Raw genomic sequence first — 17610 nt, forward strand, 5'->3', positions numbered from 1 at the left:
GGAACCCGCAACGGGCGATGTCGGTTGATCCAGCAAACATCCGGGGACAGAAACCGATGCCCAGAATTGCCGCCGCCCTTTTCCTTGCGCTGCCCTTGGCCGGGCCTGCATTTGCCATGGGCGATGCACCGCCCGCGCCTGCTGAACAGCCCGTTCCCGCGCAGGAACCGCCGCCGGTTCCCGCCCCTAATACCCCGGCGCCCGCTGCGCCCCAACCTCCCGCCCCTGGCGATGATCTTGAGGCGGGGATCGAGAATTTCATGCGCAACCTGCTCAACGAAGCGCAGCCGCATCTGAACGATCTGGGCAATGATCTGGGCGGAATGGTCGGCTCGCTTGGGCCGGTGCTGTCGGATCTTGGCACGATGATCGACGACGTGCGCAACTATCAGGCGCCCAAGCGGCTTGAGAATGGCGACATCATCATTCGCCGCCGCGCCGATGCGCCACCGCCCCCGCCGATGGGACCAGCCTTGCGCGACATGATGCGCCCGGCGCCGGATGACAGCCCGGAAAGCACACCCGATGCGCCGCAACCGCTGCCCGACCGCGATCCGGCCAGCGAGATCGAGCTTTAAGGCGCGAAGCTTTCGACCCATTCAACCAGTCGCGGCAGGCTTTGCCGCTTCAGGTCATAGCCGTCCAGAATGGTCTGACGCGCGGCGGCCCCCAACCGGGCCGCCTCGGGGTCGCCCGCCAGCGCGCGGATCAGTGCGGCCTCCAACGCGGGCTGGTCGAAGAACGGCACCAGCCGCCCATTCTCTCCGTCACGGATCAGTTCGCGTACCGGCTCGGTATCCGATGCGATGATCTGGCAGCCCGCCGCCATCGCCTCGGTCAGTGACCAACTGAGGACAAAGGGATAGGTCAGATAGCAATGCACCCGCGCGATCTGCAAAAGCGACAGATATTGCGAATAAGGCACGCGGCCAAGAAAATGGATGCGCGAAAGGTCAAGCTGGCCGTCCAGTTCGGCCAGCATCTTGGCCTTCCAGTTCGGCGCATCGACGGGGTTGCTGCCATAGCTGACGCCATCGCCGCCGATCAGCACAACCTGCGCATTGGGCCGCGCCCGCATCACCTGCGGCAAAGCGCGCATGAAGCGATGAAAACCGCGATATGGCTCAAGCGAGCGTGAGACGTAGCTGACCACCTCATCCTGCGCGGTCAGCACCCGCCCATCGGGCAGTTGCAGCCGGGCCTGCGGATCGGGGCGCACGACATCGGTGTCGATGCCGTCATGGATCACGGTCAGCTTCTGGCGCAATTCGGGCGGAAAGCTGTCGGCCTGATAGCGCGTCGGTGAAAGCCCCGCATCGGCCTGCACCAGCCCTTGGATCAGATGCGCCGAACGGGCCAGCGTGGTGACGCGGCCTTCGTCGCTATCGGCATTCACCTCGGGGTCAAAGCCCACATCCTGACCGCGCGTGCGATACATCAGTTCGGCATAGACCAGCAGCTTGGCCTCGGGCCAGATTTCGCGCAGAAACAAAGTCTCGCCCCAGCCGGAATGGCCAAAGATCAGGTCCGGCGTGTAACCGTGCTGGTTGCGCAGCGCACGGCAACCGCGCGCCGCCATCCAGCCGCGTTCCGAATGTTCGGCATAGGACCGGGCCAGACCGCGGATCTGCTGCTCCTCGGGCGCTTTATAGCGGACCGTGCGGACCGGGGACGGGCGCTGGTTCTTTTCGTCCGTCAGCCCCATCACCTCATGGCCACGCGCGGCAAGCGCGGGTGCCAGATGCAGGAACTGGCCGGGGAAGTTCTGATGGACGAACAGGATTTTCATGCCAGCTTCTTCAGGAAGGCCGCGTCGATCAGGCGGCGGGTATAGTCGCTTTTCGGCGCGTCGAATACCGCATCCGTCGCGCCATGCTCGACCACTTCGCCGGCCCGCATGACCATGATCTGATGCGACATGGCACGCACCACGCGCAGGTCGTGGCTGATGAACAGGAAAGCAAGCCCGTGCTTTCTTTGCAAGCGCCGCAGCAATTCGACGATCTGAACCTGCACCGTCATGTCCAGCGCGCTGGTCGGTTCGTCCAGCACCACCAGCTTGGGCTTCAGGATCATCGCGCGGGCAATCGCGATGCGCTGGCGCTGACCGCCGCTGAATTCATGCGGATAGCGGTGCATGCTGGCGGGGTCGAGGCCGACCTCGCGCATGATTTCATCGACCAGTTCGCGGCGGTTGCGGCCCGGCTCAACGCCGTGGACGCCCAAGCCCTCGGCAATGATCTGTTCGACCGTCATCCGCGGCGACAGGCTGCCGAAGGGGTCTTGGAACACGATCTGCATGTCGCGGCGCAGCGCGCGCAATCCCCGCGACGACAGGCCCGAGATGTCGCGCCCCATATACAGGATCGGGCCTTCGCTTTCGATCAAGCGCATGATCGCCAAAGCCAGCGTGGTCTTGCCCGAGCCGGATTCGCCTACGATGCCCAGCGTTTCCCCCGCACGGACCGACAGCGTGGCACCGTTCACCGCCTTGATATGGCCGACCGTGCGGCGCAGCATCCCGCGCTTGATCGGGAACCAGATCTTCAGGTCGCGGGTCGCCACCACCTCGGGCGCGCCCTCGGGCAACGGATCGGCGCGGCCCTGCGGCTCGGCGGCCAAAAGCATCCGGGTGTATTCGTGCTGCGGATCGGCAAAGATCGTTTCGGTCGGGCCTTGTTCGACGATCTCGCCGTTTTTCATCACGCAAACCCGGTCCGCGATGCGGCGCACAAGGCCAAGGTCGTGGCTGATGAACAGCATCGACAGCCCCTCGGAGGATTTGAGTTCCGCGAGCAGTTCCATGATCTGCGCCTGGATGGTCACGTCCAGCGCCGTCGTCGGCTCGTCCGCGATCAGCAGTTCGGGACCGTTCGCCAAGGCCATGGCGATCATCACGCGCTGACGTTGACCGCCGGAAAGCTGGTGCGGATAATCGTCCAGCCGCGTTTCCGGGTCGCGAATGCCCACGCGGGTCAAAAGCTCGATGATCCGCGCCCGCGCCTTGTCGCCGCGCAGCCCCTGATGCAGCGACAGGCTTTCCGCCAATTGCCGCTCAAGCGTATGCAGCGGGTTCAGCGAGGTCATCGGTTCCTGGAAGATGAAGCTGATGTCGTTGCCTCGCACACCGCGCAGCATACGTTCCGGCGCGCCCACCAACTCGCGCCCCGCATATTTGACCGAGCCTTGCAACTCGGCCGCATCGCCCAGCAGTCCCACGGTGGACAATGCCGTGACAGACTTGCCGGAACCGGATTCGCCCACCAGCGCCACGGTTTCCCCCTTACCCACGGCAAAGCTGACGCCTTTGACGGCGGGGCTGATCCCAGCCTCGGTGCGAAAGCCGATGCGCAGGTCTTTGACTTCCAGAACCGGCGTCATCGGAAGGTCTTTCTTGGGTCGAAGGCGTCGCGGATGCCTTCGAAGACGAAGACCAGCAGCGACAGCATGATGGCAAAGCTGAAGAAGGCGGTGAAGGCCAGCCACGGCGCCTGCAGGTTTTGCTTCGCCTGTAAGGCGAGTTCCCCCAGCGACGGCGCGGATGTTGGCAGGCCATAGCCGAGGTAATCCAGCGCCGCGAGCGAACTGATCGTGCCCGTTACGACGAATGGCAGCATGGTCAGCGTCGCGACCATCGCATTGGGCAGAATGTGGCGGAACATGATGGTGCGGTCGCTGACCCCAAGCGCACGCGCCGCGCGGACATATTCAAAGTTGCGCGCCCGCAGGAACTCCGCCCGGACCACGCCCACCAGCGCGGGCCAGCCGAACAGGATGGACACCCCCACCAGCAGCCAGAAGCTGCGCCCCAAAATCGCGAAAAGAATAATAATCACGTACAATGAAGGCGTTGACGACCATATCTCAAGCAATCTCTGAAGCGTCAGATCGGTGCGTCCACCGAAATAGCCCTGGATTGCCCCCGCAGCGATCCCGATGACCGAGCTGACGACGGTGACGATCAACGTGAACATAATCGACAGCCGGAAGCCATAGATCACGCGGGCCAGCACATCGCGCGAGGTATCGTCCGTGCCCAGCAGGTGCGATCCATCCGGCGCGCTGGGGGCCGTCCCCACGTTGTTGATCGTGCGATAGTGATAGGGGATCGGCGGCCAGATCATCCAGCCCTTGTCCACCGCCTGCCCACCGACCATGCCGGTCTGCGCGGCCTCAAGGCTGATGGCTTCGGGATCGTCCCAGCATTCCGGACGCCCGCCGGTGCGGATCAGACATTGCACGCCGGGATCGGTATAGATCGCCTCGGTCCCGAAATCGCCGCCGAAATCCGTTTCGGGATAGAACTTGTAGGCCGGGAAATACCAGCCACCTTTGTAGTTCACCACGATCGGCCGATCATTGGCGATCAGTTCGGCGAACAGGGACGCCACGAACAGCACCGAAAAGATCACCAGCGACCAGAAGGCACGCTTGTTGCGGCGGAAATTGCGCAGGCGGCGGCGGTTGAGTTCGGTCATCGCCATCAGCCGGCCCTTTTTTCAAAGTCGATGCGCGGATCGACAAGGACATACATGATGTCCGACAGGATACCGACCAGCAGCCCCAGCAGGCCAAAGACGTAAAGCGTGCCGAAGATCACCGGATAGTCGCGCTGCACCGCCGCTTCGAACCCCAGCCGCCCCAGACCGTCGAGTGAGAAGATGGTTTCGATCAGGATGCTGGCGCCAAAGAACACGCCCAGAAACATCGCCGGAAAGCCCGCGATGACGATCAGCATGGCGTTGCGGAAGACGTGGCCGTAAAGCACCCGACGTTCGGTCAGGCCCTTGGCGCGGGCGGTCATCACGTATTGCTTGTTGATTTCGTCCAGAAAACTGTTCTTGGTCAGCAACGTCAGCGTGGCAAAGCTGGAAATCGTGGTGGCCACCACAGGCAGCGTGATGTGCCACAGATAATCCTTGATCTTGCCCCACAGGCTGAGGTCGGCGAAATTGTCGCTGGTCAGGCCGCGCAGCGGGAAAATCTGCCAATATGACCCGCCCGCGAACAGCACCATCAGCAGCACCGCGAACAGGAAAGCCGGGATCGCATAACCCACGATGATCGCGCCGCTGGTCCATGTGTCAAAGGGCGTGCCGTTCCTTACCGCCTTGCGGATGCCCAATGGGATCGAGATGAGATAGGCGATGATCGTGGACCACAGCCCCAGCGTGATCGACACCGGCATCTTTTCCAGCACCAGATCCACCACCGAGATCGAGCGGAAGAAGCTGGTCCCGAAATCGAAGCGCAGATAGTTGCCCAGCATGATGCCGAAGCGTTCGACCGCGCCGATCTTTTCCTTGCGGCACTGATCGCTGGACAGGCTGGGTTCGCCTTGATGGGCCGGATCGCAGACGATCTTGGCAAAGCCCATCTGCACCTCAAGCTGGTCCAGAAGCTCGGGCGGGATGCCACGCGCGCCGGCATATTCGGTGTTTTGCGGCACCTGCGCATCGCCCGCGCCCGCGATGTTGCGAAACGCATCGCCTTCGCCCTGAACGCGGGCAATCACCTGCTCGATCGGGCCGCCGGGGACGAACTGGGTCAGGGTGAAGTTCACCAACATGATGCCGATCAATGTCGGAATGATCAGCAGCAAGCGCCGCAGGATATAGGCTGCCATCCGCCCCGTCTTTCGTTTGCCGTCTTGTTATGCCGTCATGCGCTTAGCGCAGCACGCCGGATTGCTTTAGCTTTTCGGCCTTATCGGCGTCATACCACCAGAAATCAAGTTCACCCAGCGCATAGGGTGGCAAGGTTTCGGGACGGCCGAACATGTCGTAATAGGCCAGCGTGTAATCGGCCTTATACCATTGCGGCACCCAGAAACGCAGGGCGCGCAGGCTGCGGTCAAGCGCCTTGATGACGGTATCGCTTTCTTCCTGTGTCGTTGCCTCGATCCCTTTTGTGATCAGCGCATCAATGGCGGGGTTCGCAAGGCCCATCGGGTTGAAGACATCGCCCACGTTTTCGGAACCAAAGATCTGCTCGGTTCCGCCGCCCACGGCAAAGCCCTGCGGGAAGCTGTCGGTGACCATATCGAAATCATGGCTGCGCGTGCGGTTCGTCATCTCGGCATCATCGACACGGGCGTTGACGGCATCGACGCCAAGAGCGCGCAGGTTCTGGACATAGGGGTTGATGACGCGGTCGAAACTTTGGTTGTCGTTCAGGATTTCCAGCCGCAGCACCTGCCCCTTGGCATTGCGCCGGATGCCGTCCTGCCCGACCTTCCACCCCGCTTCGTCCAGCAGGGCCGATGCGGCGCGCATATTGCGACGGTCAAGCTGCGTCTTGCCCGATACCGGCTGCACCACGGCATCATCGGTCAGAATGCCCGGCGGCAAATCCTTGGCCAGCGGCTCCAGCAGCGCCAGTTCCTCGGGCGTGGGCTTGCCGGATGCGCCAAGATCGCTGTTGTCCCAGAACGAATTCACACGCTTGTTCAGGCCATAGAACAGCGTTTCGTTCGACCATTCGAAGTTAAAGACCGACGCGATGGCCTGACGTACGCGAATATCCTGCCAGATTTCACGGCGCAGGTTGAAAATCCACGCCTGCCCGGTCGCCAGATCGCCGTTCGGCGGCGTGTCCAACTTGACTGCGCCCGATTTCACCGCCGGAAAATCATAGCGCGTCGCCCAGTGGATCGAGCTTGCCTCGTTCCTGAAGGTATAGACGCCCGCCTTGAACGCCTCGAACGCGCTGTCGTAATCGCCGAAATATTCCAGACGGATGCGGTCGAAATTGTGCCGCCCGATATTGATGGGCAGATCCTTGCCCCAATATTCGGGATTGCGCTTGACGGTCATCGACCGCCCCATTTCGGCGCTGTCAAAGACATAGGGGCCGGACCCAAGATAAGGCTTGTCGGATGATTGCTCGATGTCGCGCTTGTTCTTGCGGAAATCTTCGCGGGAAAAGACGATCTGGCTGCCCACCTGCTGGATCACATCGCGGCGCGGATAGCCGGGCTGAAAGATGAACTTGATGCGGTGATCGTCCAGCACCTCGGCCTTGGCGACCATCTTGGCGATTCCGGTGCGATAGGACGACAGACCCTTGTCGCGCAAAAGCTCAAATGAAAACAGCACGTCATGCGCGGTCAGCGGCGTGCCGTCCGAAAACTTGGCCTCGGGGCGAAGGTTGAAGATCACCCAGTCGCGGCTTTCGGGATATTCGATCGTCTCGCAGATCAGGCAATAGGAGGAGCCGCGTTCATCGACCGCATCCTCCATCAGGCGTTCCAGCATGATGACCGAAAGCGGCCCGGCACGCCCGCGATGGGTAAAGGGATTGTAGCTGTCAAAGCCGCCAAGCGCCCATTCCGAAATCTCGCCGCCCTTGGGCGCATCGGGGTTCACATAGCGCAGATGCTTGAAATCGGCGGGCAATTCGGGCTGACCGAAGGTCGCGATGCCATTTGATACGATGGTCTGCCCCTCGGGCGTCGTGGACGGTCCCTGCGCCAGCAAGGCGGTGGGCAAAAGCGCCAGAAGCGCAACCATCGGGGCATGTCGCAGCATGTGCATCGTCATCGGGTCTTGGTGATCCTCTTGGCTCGAACCGGCCTTGCGCCTTTGGGTCACGCTACCAATGCTGCGCGTCGGTTCAACAAGCAAATGCGTGATGAGGCCCCCGGCCCCGAAAAGCGAAAGGGCGCCCCGGCGGGACGCCCCAGCAAGCGGCAATGCGCCGGATTATTGCTGCGTTTCCAGATAGGCGATCAGATTCGCGCGATCTTCGACCTTGGGCAGACCGGCAAAGGTCATCTTGGTTCCAGGTGCCGCGGCCTTGGGGTTCAGCAGGAAATGCTCAAGCGCCTCGGGCGTCCAGTCGGGCGCGTCGGTGACATGGGCCTTCATCCCATCGGAATAGTTGAAGCCTGCGGCGCTGGCGACGGCACGACCGACGACGCCGTTCAGATGCGGGCCGGTGCTGTCGGACCCGTCCAGCTTGTGACAGGCTTTGCATTTGGCAAAAACCTTTTCGCCAGCGGCGGCATCGGCGGATGCCATGACGGTGGCGAAATCCGGGCCTGCATCAGCGGCGGCATCACCGCCTTCGGCGCTTTCCGGAACGGGAATGGTATAGGCCTGCGCGTGCTCCTCGCCCTCGGCACCATGGCCGGCAGAGCCGACATGATAAATGCCCGACGCGGCCCAGCTCATCAGCATAAGGAACAGCGCAGCGCCGATAAAGGCGCCAGCGGCCTTTGTGATGGTCATCGTGTCGAACATGTCTGCGGCTCCCCCCTGTGGACTGTCCGTGGATGCCTTGTATCTATGCGCTTTTGTTTCGAGCGATCAAGGTATAGTTGTCGGCTCCGCATGGAACTGGGCCGATGGCGTGCCATGCCCGCCACGGCCCGCAAAGGGGCTTTGTCTCATGACCAAGAACGTGATCGCATTTCAGGGTGAACCGGGCGCCTATAGCCATCAGGCCTGCCGATTCTATCGTCCGCAGATGGAGGCCCTGCCCTGCCGCACGTTCGAGGACGTGATCGATGCCGTTCGTTCGGGCCGCGCCGAACTGGCAATGCTGCCGGTCGAAAATTCGACCTATGGCCGGGTGGCCGACATCCACCACCTGCTGCCCGAAAGCGGGCTGCACATCATCGACGAAGGTTTCGTGCGCGTCCGCATCAGCCTGCTGGGCGTGCCGGGTGCCAGGATCGAGGACGTGACCGACGCCATGAGCCATACGGTCCTGCTGGGTCAATGCCGGGGCTTTCTGAAACAGCACGACATCCGCAGCATCACTGGCGCGGATACCGCAGGTTCCGCCATGGAAGTCGCGCGCCGGGGCGAGAAATCGCTGGCCGCGCTGGCCGCCCCCCTTGCCGGTGAAATCTACAAGCTGGACGAGCTTGCCTCGGGGATCGAGGACCGGCAGAACAACACGACCCGTTTCCTGATCATGTCGCGCGAGCCGAATTACGCGCGGCGCGACGGACTGGCCGGCAGCGCGACGATGATGACCACTTTCGTGTTTCGCGTGCGCAACATTCCGGCGGCGCTTTACAAGGCGATGGGCGGTTTCGCGACCAATGGCGTCAACATGACCAAGCTGGAAAGCTACATGGTGGACGGCATCTTCACCGCGACGCAGTTCTATGCCGACATCGAAGGCCATCCCGAAGACCCCAATGTCGCCCGCGCGCTAGAGGAACTGGCCTATTTCACGTCAAGCCTTGAAATTCTGGGCGTCTACCCCGCCGATCCGCTGCGGGCCGAACAGGCGGCGGAAACCGCCTGACCCGATGCAGGCCGGGCAATTGCCGTCAGGTATATTGCTCGGCCGCCAGACGATCAACGAATTCACCGATCCGTTGCGAGAATTTGCGGTCAAGCTGCGCCTTGCCCAGCTTCGCCGTTTGCAGCATCAGCCGCGCCTTCATGCCGCGGGGCTGCACGTCCACCTCGAATATCAGGCGCGATTTCGTCGGGGTCAGGGCCACGACGGTAATCTGGACGTCGATGTTGAACTGCTCGGACTGACCGGCAAAGGTCAGTTGCTGGGGCGGATTGAAGGTCGCGACTTTCAATGAAAGGTCGCGTTGCTTGCCGCGCCAGTCAAAGCCGATCTGCCAGGCATTCCCGCGCCCCGGTTGCGGATTTCCATCCACCCGCCGCACAGTCGCGCCGCGGCGCAGCAAGATACGTTCAAGCCTGGGGAAATCGCTGACCGCGCGGAACAGCGCATCAGCAGCCAGATCGGTGTCCTGCCGCGTCGAGAATTTCATATTCCACCGGATAATTCGAGAGGTTGAGTGCTGTTAACCGTATTCTAATCATGCTTGCAAGACCACCGGAAAGGGACAAGTGCGCTTTCGCCGACAACAATCTGTGGTTGCATAAATTCCCTTATGACCACGCCGTCATAGCACATTCATGCGACAATTCTCCGCAGTGCAGCAAAATTCATCCAAAATGCTTGAACTGCTTGGGGTTGTGCCCACCAGCCTGCAAAGGCTGCCATGACAATAGGACTGTTTTACCGCAGCGGCGGGCTGCAGCGGCACATTTTCGGCCCAGATGATAAATGTTGTTTTGGGTCACAGGGCGAATCCCCGCACCCCGCCGCCTGACCCGTCCCGATCTTTCCCGCGCCGAAGTGCTTGCATCCCGCGCGCACCGCGCCTAGATAGGCGGCGAGAGGTTGGCGCGGGTAAGCGCCTCGCCAACCCGGTCAGGTCCGGAAGGAAGCAGCCGTAACGAGCCCCGCTTGGGTCGTTGTCCAGCCTCTCACCCGGTTCCCGTGCCGCATTGATCGCAACAGGCGATGTTCCCGGCGGAACCCGCCCTTTCCACAAGAGCCCGCCATGCCTGACCAGCCCCGGATCATCTGCCTTGGCGCAATGCTCTGGGATGTGATCGGCCATAGCCCGGTGCCGCTGGCGCATGGCGACGATGTGGCGGGCCGCATCCATCAACGCCCCGGCGGCGTCGCGCTGAACGTGGCGATTGCGCTGGCCCGCCTTGGGCTGTCGCCCGCGATCCTGTCCGCCGTGGGGCGTGACGCACCGGGCGATTCGCTGATCCACGAAACCGCGCGGCATGGCGTCGCGATCGACTGGCTTTACCGCGACGGCCCGCTGCCCACCGATCTTTACATGGCGATCGAGGCGCCGGGTGGCCTTGTCGCCGCCATCGCCGACGCGCATGGGCTTGAGGCGGCCGGGCTTGGCATCCTTGGGCCGATGCGCGACGGCACGCTGGGTTCGGCCCAGTCGCCCTGGCAAGGCGTGTTGGTGGTTGACGGCAACCCCACGCTGGAAACGCTGGCACTGATCGCTGCCGACCCCTGCCTTGCGCTGGCCGAATTGCGCATCGTTCCCGCCAGTCCCGACAAGGCGACGCGCCTTGCGCCGCTGTTGAAGCACCCCAGCTCGGTCTTCCATATCAACCGGCTTGAGGCCGAGGCGCTGGCCGGACGCCGCTTCCATTCCGCAGTCGATGCGGCCGAGGCGGTCGTGGCCATGGGCGCATCGCGCGTGATCGTGACAGACGGTCCACGCGCCGCTGCCGACGCGATGCAGGACCGCCCGACCCTGACGCTTGTTCCGCCACCCATTGTCGCATCGCGCGTGACCGGCGCGGGCGATGCGTTTCTGGCCGCGCATCTGGCCGCCGAATTGTCGGGCGCCGACCGCCAAACCGCCCTTGCCGCCGCAATCGACGCGGCATCCACCCATGTCACGGCGCAGGACGCCACAGCCCCAACCGCCATCGAAAAGGACATCGCATGAACGACCTGCTGGTATTCTCCCCCGAGGTCGAGGCCGCCCGTGCCAATGGCGCGCCCATCGTCGCGCTGGAATCGACCATCATCACCCACGGGATGCCCTATCCGCAGAACCTTGAGGTCGCGCGCCGGGTCGAGGCGACGGTGCGCGAAGCCGGGGCCATCCCCGCGACCATCGCGGTCATCGGCGGTCGCATCCATATCGGTCTGGACGATGCCACACTGGAAACGCTGGCATCGACGCCGGGCGATCAGGTGATGAAACTGTCGCGCGCCGATCTGGCCGCCTGCTGCGCGCTTGGCCGCACCGGGGCCACTACGGTCGCAGCAACGATGATCTGCGCCAATCTGGCGGGCATCCACGTCTTTGCCACCGGCGGCATCGGCGGCGTGCATCGGGGCGCCGAACTCAGCTTTGACATTTCCGCCGACCTGCAGGAATTGTCGCGCACGCCGGTCACGGTGGTCGCCGCAGGGGCCAAGGCGATCCTTGACCTGCCCAAAACCCTTGAGGTGCTGGAAACGCTGGGCGTGCCCGTCATCGCCTTTGGTCAGGATCAGCTTCCGGCCTTTTGGTCGCGCGAATCCGGCCTTGCCGCACCGCTGCGCATGGATGACCCGGCGCAGATCGCCGCATCGGCACAGATGCGCGCCAAGCTGGGCCTGATCGGCGGGCAACTGGTGGTGAACCCGATCCCCGAAGCCGACGAAATCCCCCGCGCGACCATGATCCCGGTCGTGGAACAGGCCCTGGCCGAGGCGGCAAGCCAGGGCATCGCGGCGAAGTCGGTGACGCCATTCCTGCTGCAACGGATATTCGAGCTGACCCAGGGCCGTTCGCTGGACGCCAATATCGCGCTGGTCCTGAACAATGCCCGCGTCGCGGCCCGCATCGCGGCGGCGATGGCCTAACTGAACAGGGCGGGCAGATCGACGGAATCACGCTGCCCCAGATTTTCCGCGTCGCCTGCCAGAAACCGGTCGGCGGCGCGGTATCCCGCCTCGTGCATCGTGCCCAGCAATCCCGGCTCCGGCACCAGCTTGCTGCCCGCACTCAACGAGGTCATCAGGCAATCATCCATGATCATATGCACCAGCACGTTCTTCATCGGGCGCCCGGTCAGGCGATCCTCGCCATGCAGACGCTTGACGAAGTTGATCGCCCGCAATTCGCGCAGCAATGAGGTATTGAAGCTGATTTCATTGATCCGGTCCTGAATCTCGCCCGGCGTCCGCGGCACAACGTCCCGCAGCATAGGATTGATGTTTACGATCACCACATCCCGCGGCAGATCGGGATGGAACAGCGGAAACAGCGCCGGATTGCCGGAATAGCCGCCATCCCAATACGCCTCACGCCGCCCGGTCTTGGGATCGTCGATCTCGACCGCACGAAACAGCGTGGGCAGACAAGCCGAGGCCATGATGGCATCCGGCGTGACCTCGGCCCCGCCAAAGACACGGATGCGGCCTGTGCGCACATTTGTCGCGGTCACGAAAAGCTGCGGCCCGCGCCCGGTATCCAGCCGGGGATGCGGCATCTCGCGCAGGATGGCGGCCAGTGGATTGGAATAGAACGGCCCGTAATCATAGGGGCTGAACACCCGCGTCAGGCTTTCCATCCAGGCAATAGGCGAAATCATCTCGGTCAGGCGCTGCAATCCACGCGGCACGGGAAACATCGAATGCATCCAGCGCACCATGCGATTATCGCTCAGCTGGCTGACCTGCGACCAGATATAGTCCAGATTTTCCCGCGCCGCATCGCGCCCGCGCCTGCCGGGACCGCTTGCCAACCCCGCAGCCAACGCGGCACCGTTCAGCGCCCCCGCCGATGTGCCGCTTATGCCGGAAATCTCGATCCCGTCATCCTCCAGCAACCGTTCCAGCACACCCCATGCAAAGGCGCCATGCGCACCCCCGCCCTGCAAAGCCAGATTGATGCGTCGTGCCATCAGGACCCCCGTTCCGGTCACCCGCAGTATATCGCCGCAGCGCAGCATGGAAAGGTTGCGTTTTCAGACCTCACCCCACACCCTCGGACCACGCAACACGGGAAAGCGGACATGCCCATGCCATTCACCTATCGCCACGCGACCGACGAATGGCGCGGCTTCCTGAAAGACCTGCGCGACGAAACGCTGATCATATCCGACAATGTGCTTTATACCGGAACGCAGGCGGTGCTTCACGCATTCCGCGCCCGCATTTGTGTGCAGGATGCGCTGGATTTCGCAAACCTGCTGCCTGCGATCCTGCGCGCCATCTTCGTCGCCGACTGGCAGATCGCGCCGCCCCGCCCCTGGCCCACGCGCGACGATCTGCGCAGCGAAATGCTAGACCTGCGCCGCGATCACAATTTCTGCCCGCCGGACCTGCTCGAAGTGCTGCTACGCGCCATACCAGCGACCACGCGCCGGATGGAATTCGACCGCCTCATGATCCGCATCGGACCCGAGGCTGGGGATTTCTGGGCAACCTGACGACTTCTTAGTTCCCCAAATACCCAAATTCACCACGCCAGCCGTCAGCACGGCATGGCAGATCCGCGCGGCATCAGTCCTCGGCCTGCGCCTCGGCCCGCGACTTGCCTGCAACGTCAAGTGCCAGCGTCGCGGCCATGAACGCATCCAGATCGCCGTCCAACACGCCTTGCGTGTCCGACGTCTCGTGCGAGGTCCGCAGATCCTTCACCATCTGATAAGGATGCAGCACATAGGACCGGATCTGGTTGCCCCAGCCTGCATCGCCCTTGGCCGCGTGCTGGGCGTTGATCTCGGCATTCCGCTTGTCCAGTTCCATCTGGTAAAGCCGCGCCTTCAGCGCCGCCATGGCGTTGGCGCGGTTCTGGTGCTGCGACTTTTCGGAACTCGTCACGACGATGCCGGTGGGCAAGTGGGTGATCCGCACCGCCGAGTCGGTGGTGTTCACGTGCTGACCGCCCGCGCCCGACGACCGATAGGTGTCGATGCGGATGTCCTTGTCGGGAATATCGATCTCGATATTGTCGTCCACCACCGGATAGACCCAGACCGAGGAAAAAGACGTGTGCCGCCGCGCCGCCGAATCGTAGGGCGAGATGCGGACCAGACGATGCACGCCCGATTCCGATTTCAGCCAGCCATAGGCATTATGGCCAGAAATCTTATAGGCGGCCGAGCGGATGCCCGCCTCCTCGCCCGGCGTTTCCGACAAAAGCTCGACATTATAGCCCTGCTTTTCGGCCCAGCGGACATACATCCGCGCCAGCATGGATGCCCAATCGGCGCTTTCCGTACCACCGGCGCCGGCGTTGATTTCCAAAAACGTGTCGTTGGAATCCGCCTCGCCGTTCAGCAGCGCCTCAAGCTCTTTCTGCGCGGCCATTTCGGCCAGCGCCTTCAGCGAGGCTTCGGCATCTGCCACGATCTCGGCATCGCCCTCGGCTTCGCCCAGTTCGATCAGTTCGGCATTGTCCGACAGCCCGCTTTCGATCCGGCGATAGCTTTCCACGGCGTCGATCAGGCTTTGACGTTCGCGCATCATCTTTTGCGCGCGCTCCGGCTCGGACCAGATGTCGCCCGCCTCGATCATGGCGTTCATTTCTTCCAGACGATGCGGCGCGGTTTCCCAATCCATGCGCTGACCGATCAGTTTCAGCGACTTGCGGATCGCATCAATGGTGGCTTGGGTCTCGGCGCGCATGGGCTTCACTCTTAGGAAACGGATCAAGGCACGACTGATAACGTGCAGAGCAGCCTCTCGCAAGCCACCCCGCCCGTGATCAGTAAAGCCCGCCCGATGACAGCGTGCCGAAATCGGCCTTTTTCGGGATCACGCGCTTTTTCCCGGTCGATGTGGTCACCGCCTGCCCGCGATCGCTGGGCTGGGTGAACATCGGCAAGGTCGCCGGATCGACACGCGCAAAGCCGCCGTCCACGATGCCCAACCCGCTAAGATCCTGCCCGTCGCGGAAGTATTCGGCAATCACGTTCGGACCCTTGGCATTGGGGCCAAGGATCGCGCCGGTAAAGCGGTCCACGTTGACGAAATGGCCGCCCGGCGGAACCTTGAAGGCGGCGCCGCCATATTCCTTGACCACTTCGCGCATGAATTCGTTGAACACCGGAACGCAAAGCGTGCCGCCAAAGGCATCTTCGCCCAGCGTGCGCGGCTGGTCATAACCCAGATAACAGCCCGCCACGATGTTCGAGGTGAAGCCGATGAACCACACGTCCTTGGCGTCGTTGGTCGTGCCGGTCTTGCCCGCCACCGGAACCGACAGGTTCACACCACGACCCGAGCCGCGCTTGACCACCCCTTCCATCATGGAAGTCAGCTGATAGGCGGTGACCGCATCCATCACCCGTTCGCGGTTCGATGCAATGGCGGGTGCAGCGCCCGCGGGCAGATTCGCCTGATCACAGTTGATGCATTCGCGGCGGTCGTGACGATAGATCGTGCGGCCCATGCGGTCCTGCACGCGGTCCACCAGCGTCGGTTCGACCCGCTCGCCGCCGTTTGCGAACATGGCATAGGCAGCGACCATCTTGAACAGCGTGGTTTCCTGCGCCCCCAGCGCATTGGCAAGAAACGGCGTCAGCTGATCATAGACCCCGAATTTCTCGGCATAGGTGGCGACCGTTTCCATCCCGATATCCTGCGCGATCCGCACGGTCATCAGGTTGCGCGACTGTTCGATCCCGGTCCGCATCGTGGTCGGGCCATAGAACTTGCCGGACGAGTTCTTGGGCGTCCAAAGTCCCTGCGGCGTGTTCAGCGTGATCGGCTCATCAACCACGATCGTCGCGGGGTTGAAGCCGGAATCCAGCGCCGCCGCATAGACGAACGGCTTGAAGCTGGAACCGGGCTGGCGTTGCGCCTGCGTTGCACGGTTGAAGACCGAGCTTTGATAGGAAAAGCCACCCTGCATGGCGATGACGCGGCCGTTGTTCACGTCCATAGCCATGAAGCCGCCTTCGATCTCGGGCACCTGCCGCAGCGTCCAGCGGATGAAGCTGCCATCGTCGTCGCTGGTCATCTGGCGCACAAGCACCACGTCGCCCACAGAAAGCAGATCGGATGCCACGCGGGCACGCGGACCAAGACGTCCGTCATCCAGCCGTTTGCGGGCCCATTGCACGTCCTTGGCGGGGATTTCGGCAGTGCCCTCTTCGCCCTCGATGCCGATTTCGGCATTGTTGGCCCCCAGCGACAGCACCACGGCGGGATACCAGCCCTGAATGTCGCGCGGAACCGGGGCGGCGGACAGGGCGGCACGCCATTTTTCCTCGGTTGCCAAGTCGTCGGCGGGGATCACCTGCTTTGTGCCGCGCCAGACACCGCGACCGCGGTCATAGCGTTCCAGCGCACGTTGCAGCGATCGGGCCGCCAGCTTTTGCAGATCGGGCTCGACGGTCGCGCGGATCGCCAGGCCGCCGCTGAAGAATTCGTCCGAACCGAATTCACGCGAAAGCTGGCGGCGGATTTCATCGGTAAAGTAATCGCGCGGCGGCAATTGCTGCTGAAAGGCCGGGAAATCGCCATTCTGGACCGAGCGCAGCGGCAGTTCCGCCTCGGACTTATAGGTCGCTTCGGTGATATAACCGTTCTGCCACATCTCATGCAGGACGTAGTTGCGCCGTTCGGTCACGCGCTGCTTGGCGCGGACGGGATGATACCGCCCCGGAGCCTGAGGCATGGATGCCAGCATCGCCGCCTCGTGCGGGGACAGTTCGGACAGCGACTTGTTGAAATAGGTCTGGGCCGCAGCGGCCACGCCAAAGCTGTTCTGACCCAGAAAAATCTCGTTCAGATACAGCTCAAGGATCTGGTCCTTGGACAGCGATTGTTCCAGCCGGTTGGCAAGGATCAGTTCCTTGACCTTGCGCTCGATGCTGCGATCCGACGACAGCAGAAAGTTCTTCATCACCTGCTGCGTGATGGTGGATGCGCCGCGCACGTTTTCACCGCGCGACTGCACCGCCTGCACCAGCGCGCCAATCATGCCGCGCGGGTCGAAGCCGTGGTGATGATAGAAATTCTTGTCCTCGGCGCTGATAAAGGCCTGCTTTACCAGATCGGGAATATCGGCGATCGGGACGAAGATGCGCCGTTCCTCGGCGAATTCGTCGATCAGCTTACCTTCGCCGGAATAGATGCGGCTGATGGTCTTGGGCGTGTATTGTGCAAGCTGTTCATGGCTTGGCAGGTCACGCGAATACATCCAGAACACCGCCCCGATGGTCAGGGCGAGAAAAAACAAACCGGTTACGATCCATGAGAAGATCGCACCGAAGAACGACATTACGATGCGCAACAATAGCCCGGCCTCAGGGATTTACTCCCCGCCTCTATAGTTGCAGCAAAGGGTTCAGTCAA

15 protein-coding genes and 1 other RNA gene are annotated in these 17610 nt (G+C 62.6%); 6 read left to right on the forward strand and 10 right to left on the reverse strand.

Annotation, left to right across the window (positions count from 1 at the left end):
• The first annotated feature begins 56 nt into the window (after window positions 1–56).
• Window positions 57–578, forward strand: coding sequence for a hypothetical protein (locus tag FN835_RS05175; RefSeq protein ID WP_185958586.1), 522 nt, complete (start codon window positions 57–59; stop codon window positions 576–578).
• Here the strand turns inward: FN835_RS05175 and FN835_RS05180 are convergent.
• The 6 genes from FN835_RS05180 to FN835_RS05205 all read right to left on the reverse strand — a co-directional run bounded on the left by FN835_RS05180 (window position 575) and on the right by FN835_RS05205 (window position 8243).
• Window positions 575–1789 (reverse strand): glycosyltransferase family 4 protein, encoded by a 1215-nt coding sequence (locus FN835_RS05180; RefSeq protein ID WP_142662128.1) that lies wholly within the window; start codon window positions 1787–1789, stop codon window positions 575–577. The two genes, FN835_RS05175 and FN835_RS05180, sit on opposite strands and share 4 nt — an antisense overlap.
• Entirely contained in the window at window positions 1786–3381 is a 1596-nt protein-coding gene (locus tag FN835_RS05185; protein WP_142662129.1) for an ABC transporter ATP-binding protein, read from the reverse strand. The genes FN835_RS05180 and FN835_RS05185 overlap by 4 nt, the downstream gene beginning before the upstream one ends.
• The gene (locus FN835_RS05190) at window positions 3378–4484 is read right to left on the reverse strand and encodes an ABC transporter permease (RefSeq protein WP_142662130.1); all 1107 of its coding nucleotides are present in this window, start codon (window positions 4482–4484) and stop codon (window positions 3378–3380) included. Before FN835_RS05190 ends, FN835_RS05185 begins: the two co-directional genes overlap by 4 nt.
• Window positions 4484–5626, reverse strand: coding sequence for a microcin C ABC transporter permease YejB (locus tag FN835_RS05195; protein WP_142662131.1), 1143 nt, complete (start codon window positions 5624–5626; stop codon window positions 4484–4486). Before FN835_RS05195 ends, FN835_RS05190 begins: the two co-directional genes overlap by 1 nt.
• 43 nt (window positions 5627–5669) lie before the next feature.
• Window positions 5670–7541, reverse strand: a complete 1872-nt coding sequence (locus tag FN835_RS05200; protein ID WP_142662132.1) for an extracellular solute-binding protein — start codon at window positions 7539–7541, stop codon at window positions 5670–5672.
• Between the two features lie 162 nt (window positions 7542–7703).
• Complete coding sequence (locus FN835_RS05205) at window positions 7704–8243, reverse strand: c-type cytochrome (protein WP_142662133.1); 540 nt, start codon at window positions 8241–8243, stop codon at window positions 7704–7706.
• A 148-nt stretch (window positions 8244–8391) separates the two neighbouring features.
• Between FN835_RS05205 and FN835_RS05210 the strand changes: the two genes are divergently transcribed.
• Window positions 8392–9261 carry a prephenate dehydratase gene (locus FN835_RS05210; RefSeq protein ID WP_142662134.1) on the forward strand — a complete coding sequence of 290 codons (870 nt, stop codon included), beginning with the start codon at window positions 8392–8394 and terminating at the stop codon, window positions 9259–9261.
• A gap of 25 nt (window positions 9262–9286) precedes the next feature.
• Here the strand turns inward: FN835_RS05210 and FN835_RS05215 are convergent, their stop codons facing one another.
• Complete coding sequence (locus FN835_RS05215; protein WP_142662135.1) at window positions 9287–9748, reverse strand: SRPBCC family protein; 462 nt, start codon at window positions 9746–9748, stop codon at window positions 9287–9289.
• A 410-nt stretch (window positions 9749–10158) separates the two neighbouring features.
• Here FN835_RS05215 and ffs point away from each other — a divergent pair.
• From ffs to FN835_RS05230, 3 genes are all read left to right on the forward strand, one after another.
• An RNA gene (gene ffs / locus FN835_RS05220) (signal recognition particle sRNA small type) lies at window positions 10159–10255 on the forward strand.
• A gap of 72 nt (window positions 10256–10327) precedes the next feature.
• Complete coding sequence (locus FN835_RS05225; RefSeq protein WP_142662136.1) at window positions 10328–11254, forward strand: PfkB family carbohydrate kinase; 927 nt, start codon at window positions 10328–10330, stop codon at window positions 11252–11254.
• Window positions 11251–12162: a pseudouridine-5'-phosphate glycosidase gene (locus tag FN835_RS05230; RefSeq protein ID WP_142662137.1), complete on the forward strand. Its 912-nt coding sequence runs from the start codon at window positions 11251–11253 to the stop codon at window positions 12160–12162. The genes FN835_RS05225 and FN835_RS05230 overlap by 4 nt, the downstream gene beginning before the upstream one ends.
• Here FN835_RS05230 and FN835_RS05235 read toward each other — a convergent pair.
• Window positions 12159–13205 (reverse strand): patatin-like phospholipase family protein, encoded by a 1047-nt coding sequence (locus FN835_RS05235; RefSeq protein ID WP_185958587.1) that lies wholly within the window; start codon window positions 13203–13205, stop codon window positions 12159–12161. The two genes, FN835_RS05230 and FN835_RS05235, sit on opposite strands and share 4 nt — an antisense overlap.
• 111 nt (window positions 13206–13316) lie before the next feature.
• Between FN835_RS05235 and FN835_RS05240 the strand changes: the two genes are divergently transcribed.
• The gene (locus FN835_RS05240; RefSeq protein WP_185958588.1) at window positions 13317–13733 is read left to right on the forward strand and encodes a DUF2267 domain-containing protein; all 417 of its coding nucleotides are present in this window, start codon (window positions 13317–13319) and stop codon (window positions 13731–13733) included.
• Between the two features lie 73 nt (window positions 13734–13806).
• Here the strand turns inward: FN835_RS05240 and prfB are convergent, their stop codons facing one another.
• Both prfB and FN835_RS05250 read right to left on the reverse strand, forming a co-directional pair.
• Window positions 13807–14934, reverse strand: coding sequence for a peptide chain release factor 2 (gene prfB / locus FN835_RS05245; protein WP_142662139.1), 1128 nt, complete (start codon window positions 14932–14934; stop codon window positions 13807–13809).
• Between the two features lie 79 nt (window positions 14935–15013).
• The gene (locus FN835_RS05250) at window positions 15014–17551 is read right to left on the reverse strand and encodes a penicillin-binding protein 1A (protein WP_142662140.1); all 2538 of its coding nucleotides are present in this window, start codon (window positions 17549–17551) and stop codon (window positions 15014–15016) included.
• Window positions 17552–17610 lie beyond the last annotated feature (59 nt).

The organism is Paracoccus laeviglucosivorans (assembly GCF_900182695.1).
GTDB lineage: Bacteria > Pseudomonadota > Alphaproteobacteria > Rhodobacterales > Rhodobacteraceae > Paracoccus > Paracoccus laeviglucosivorans.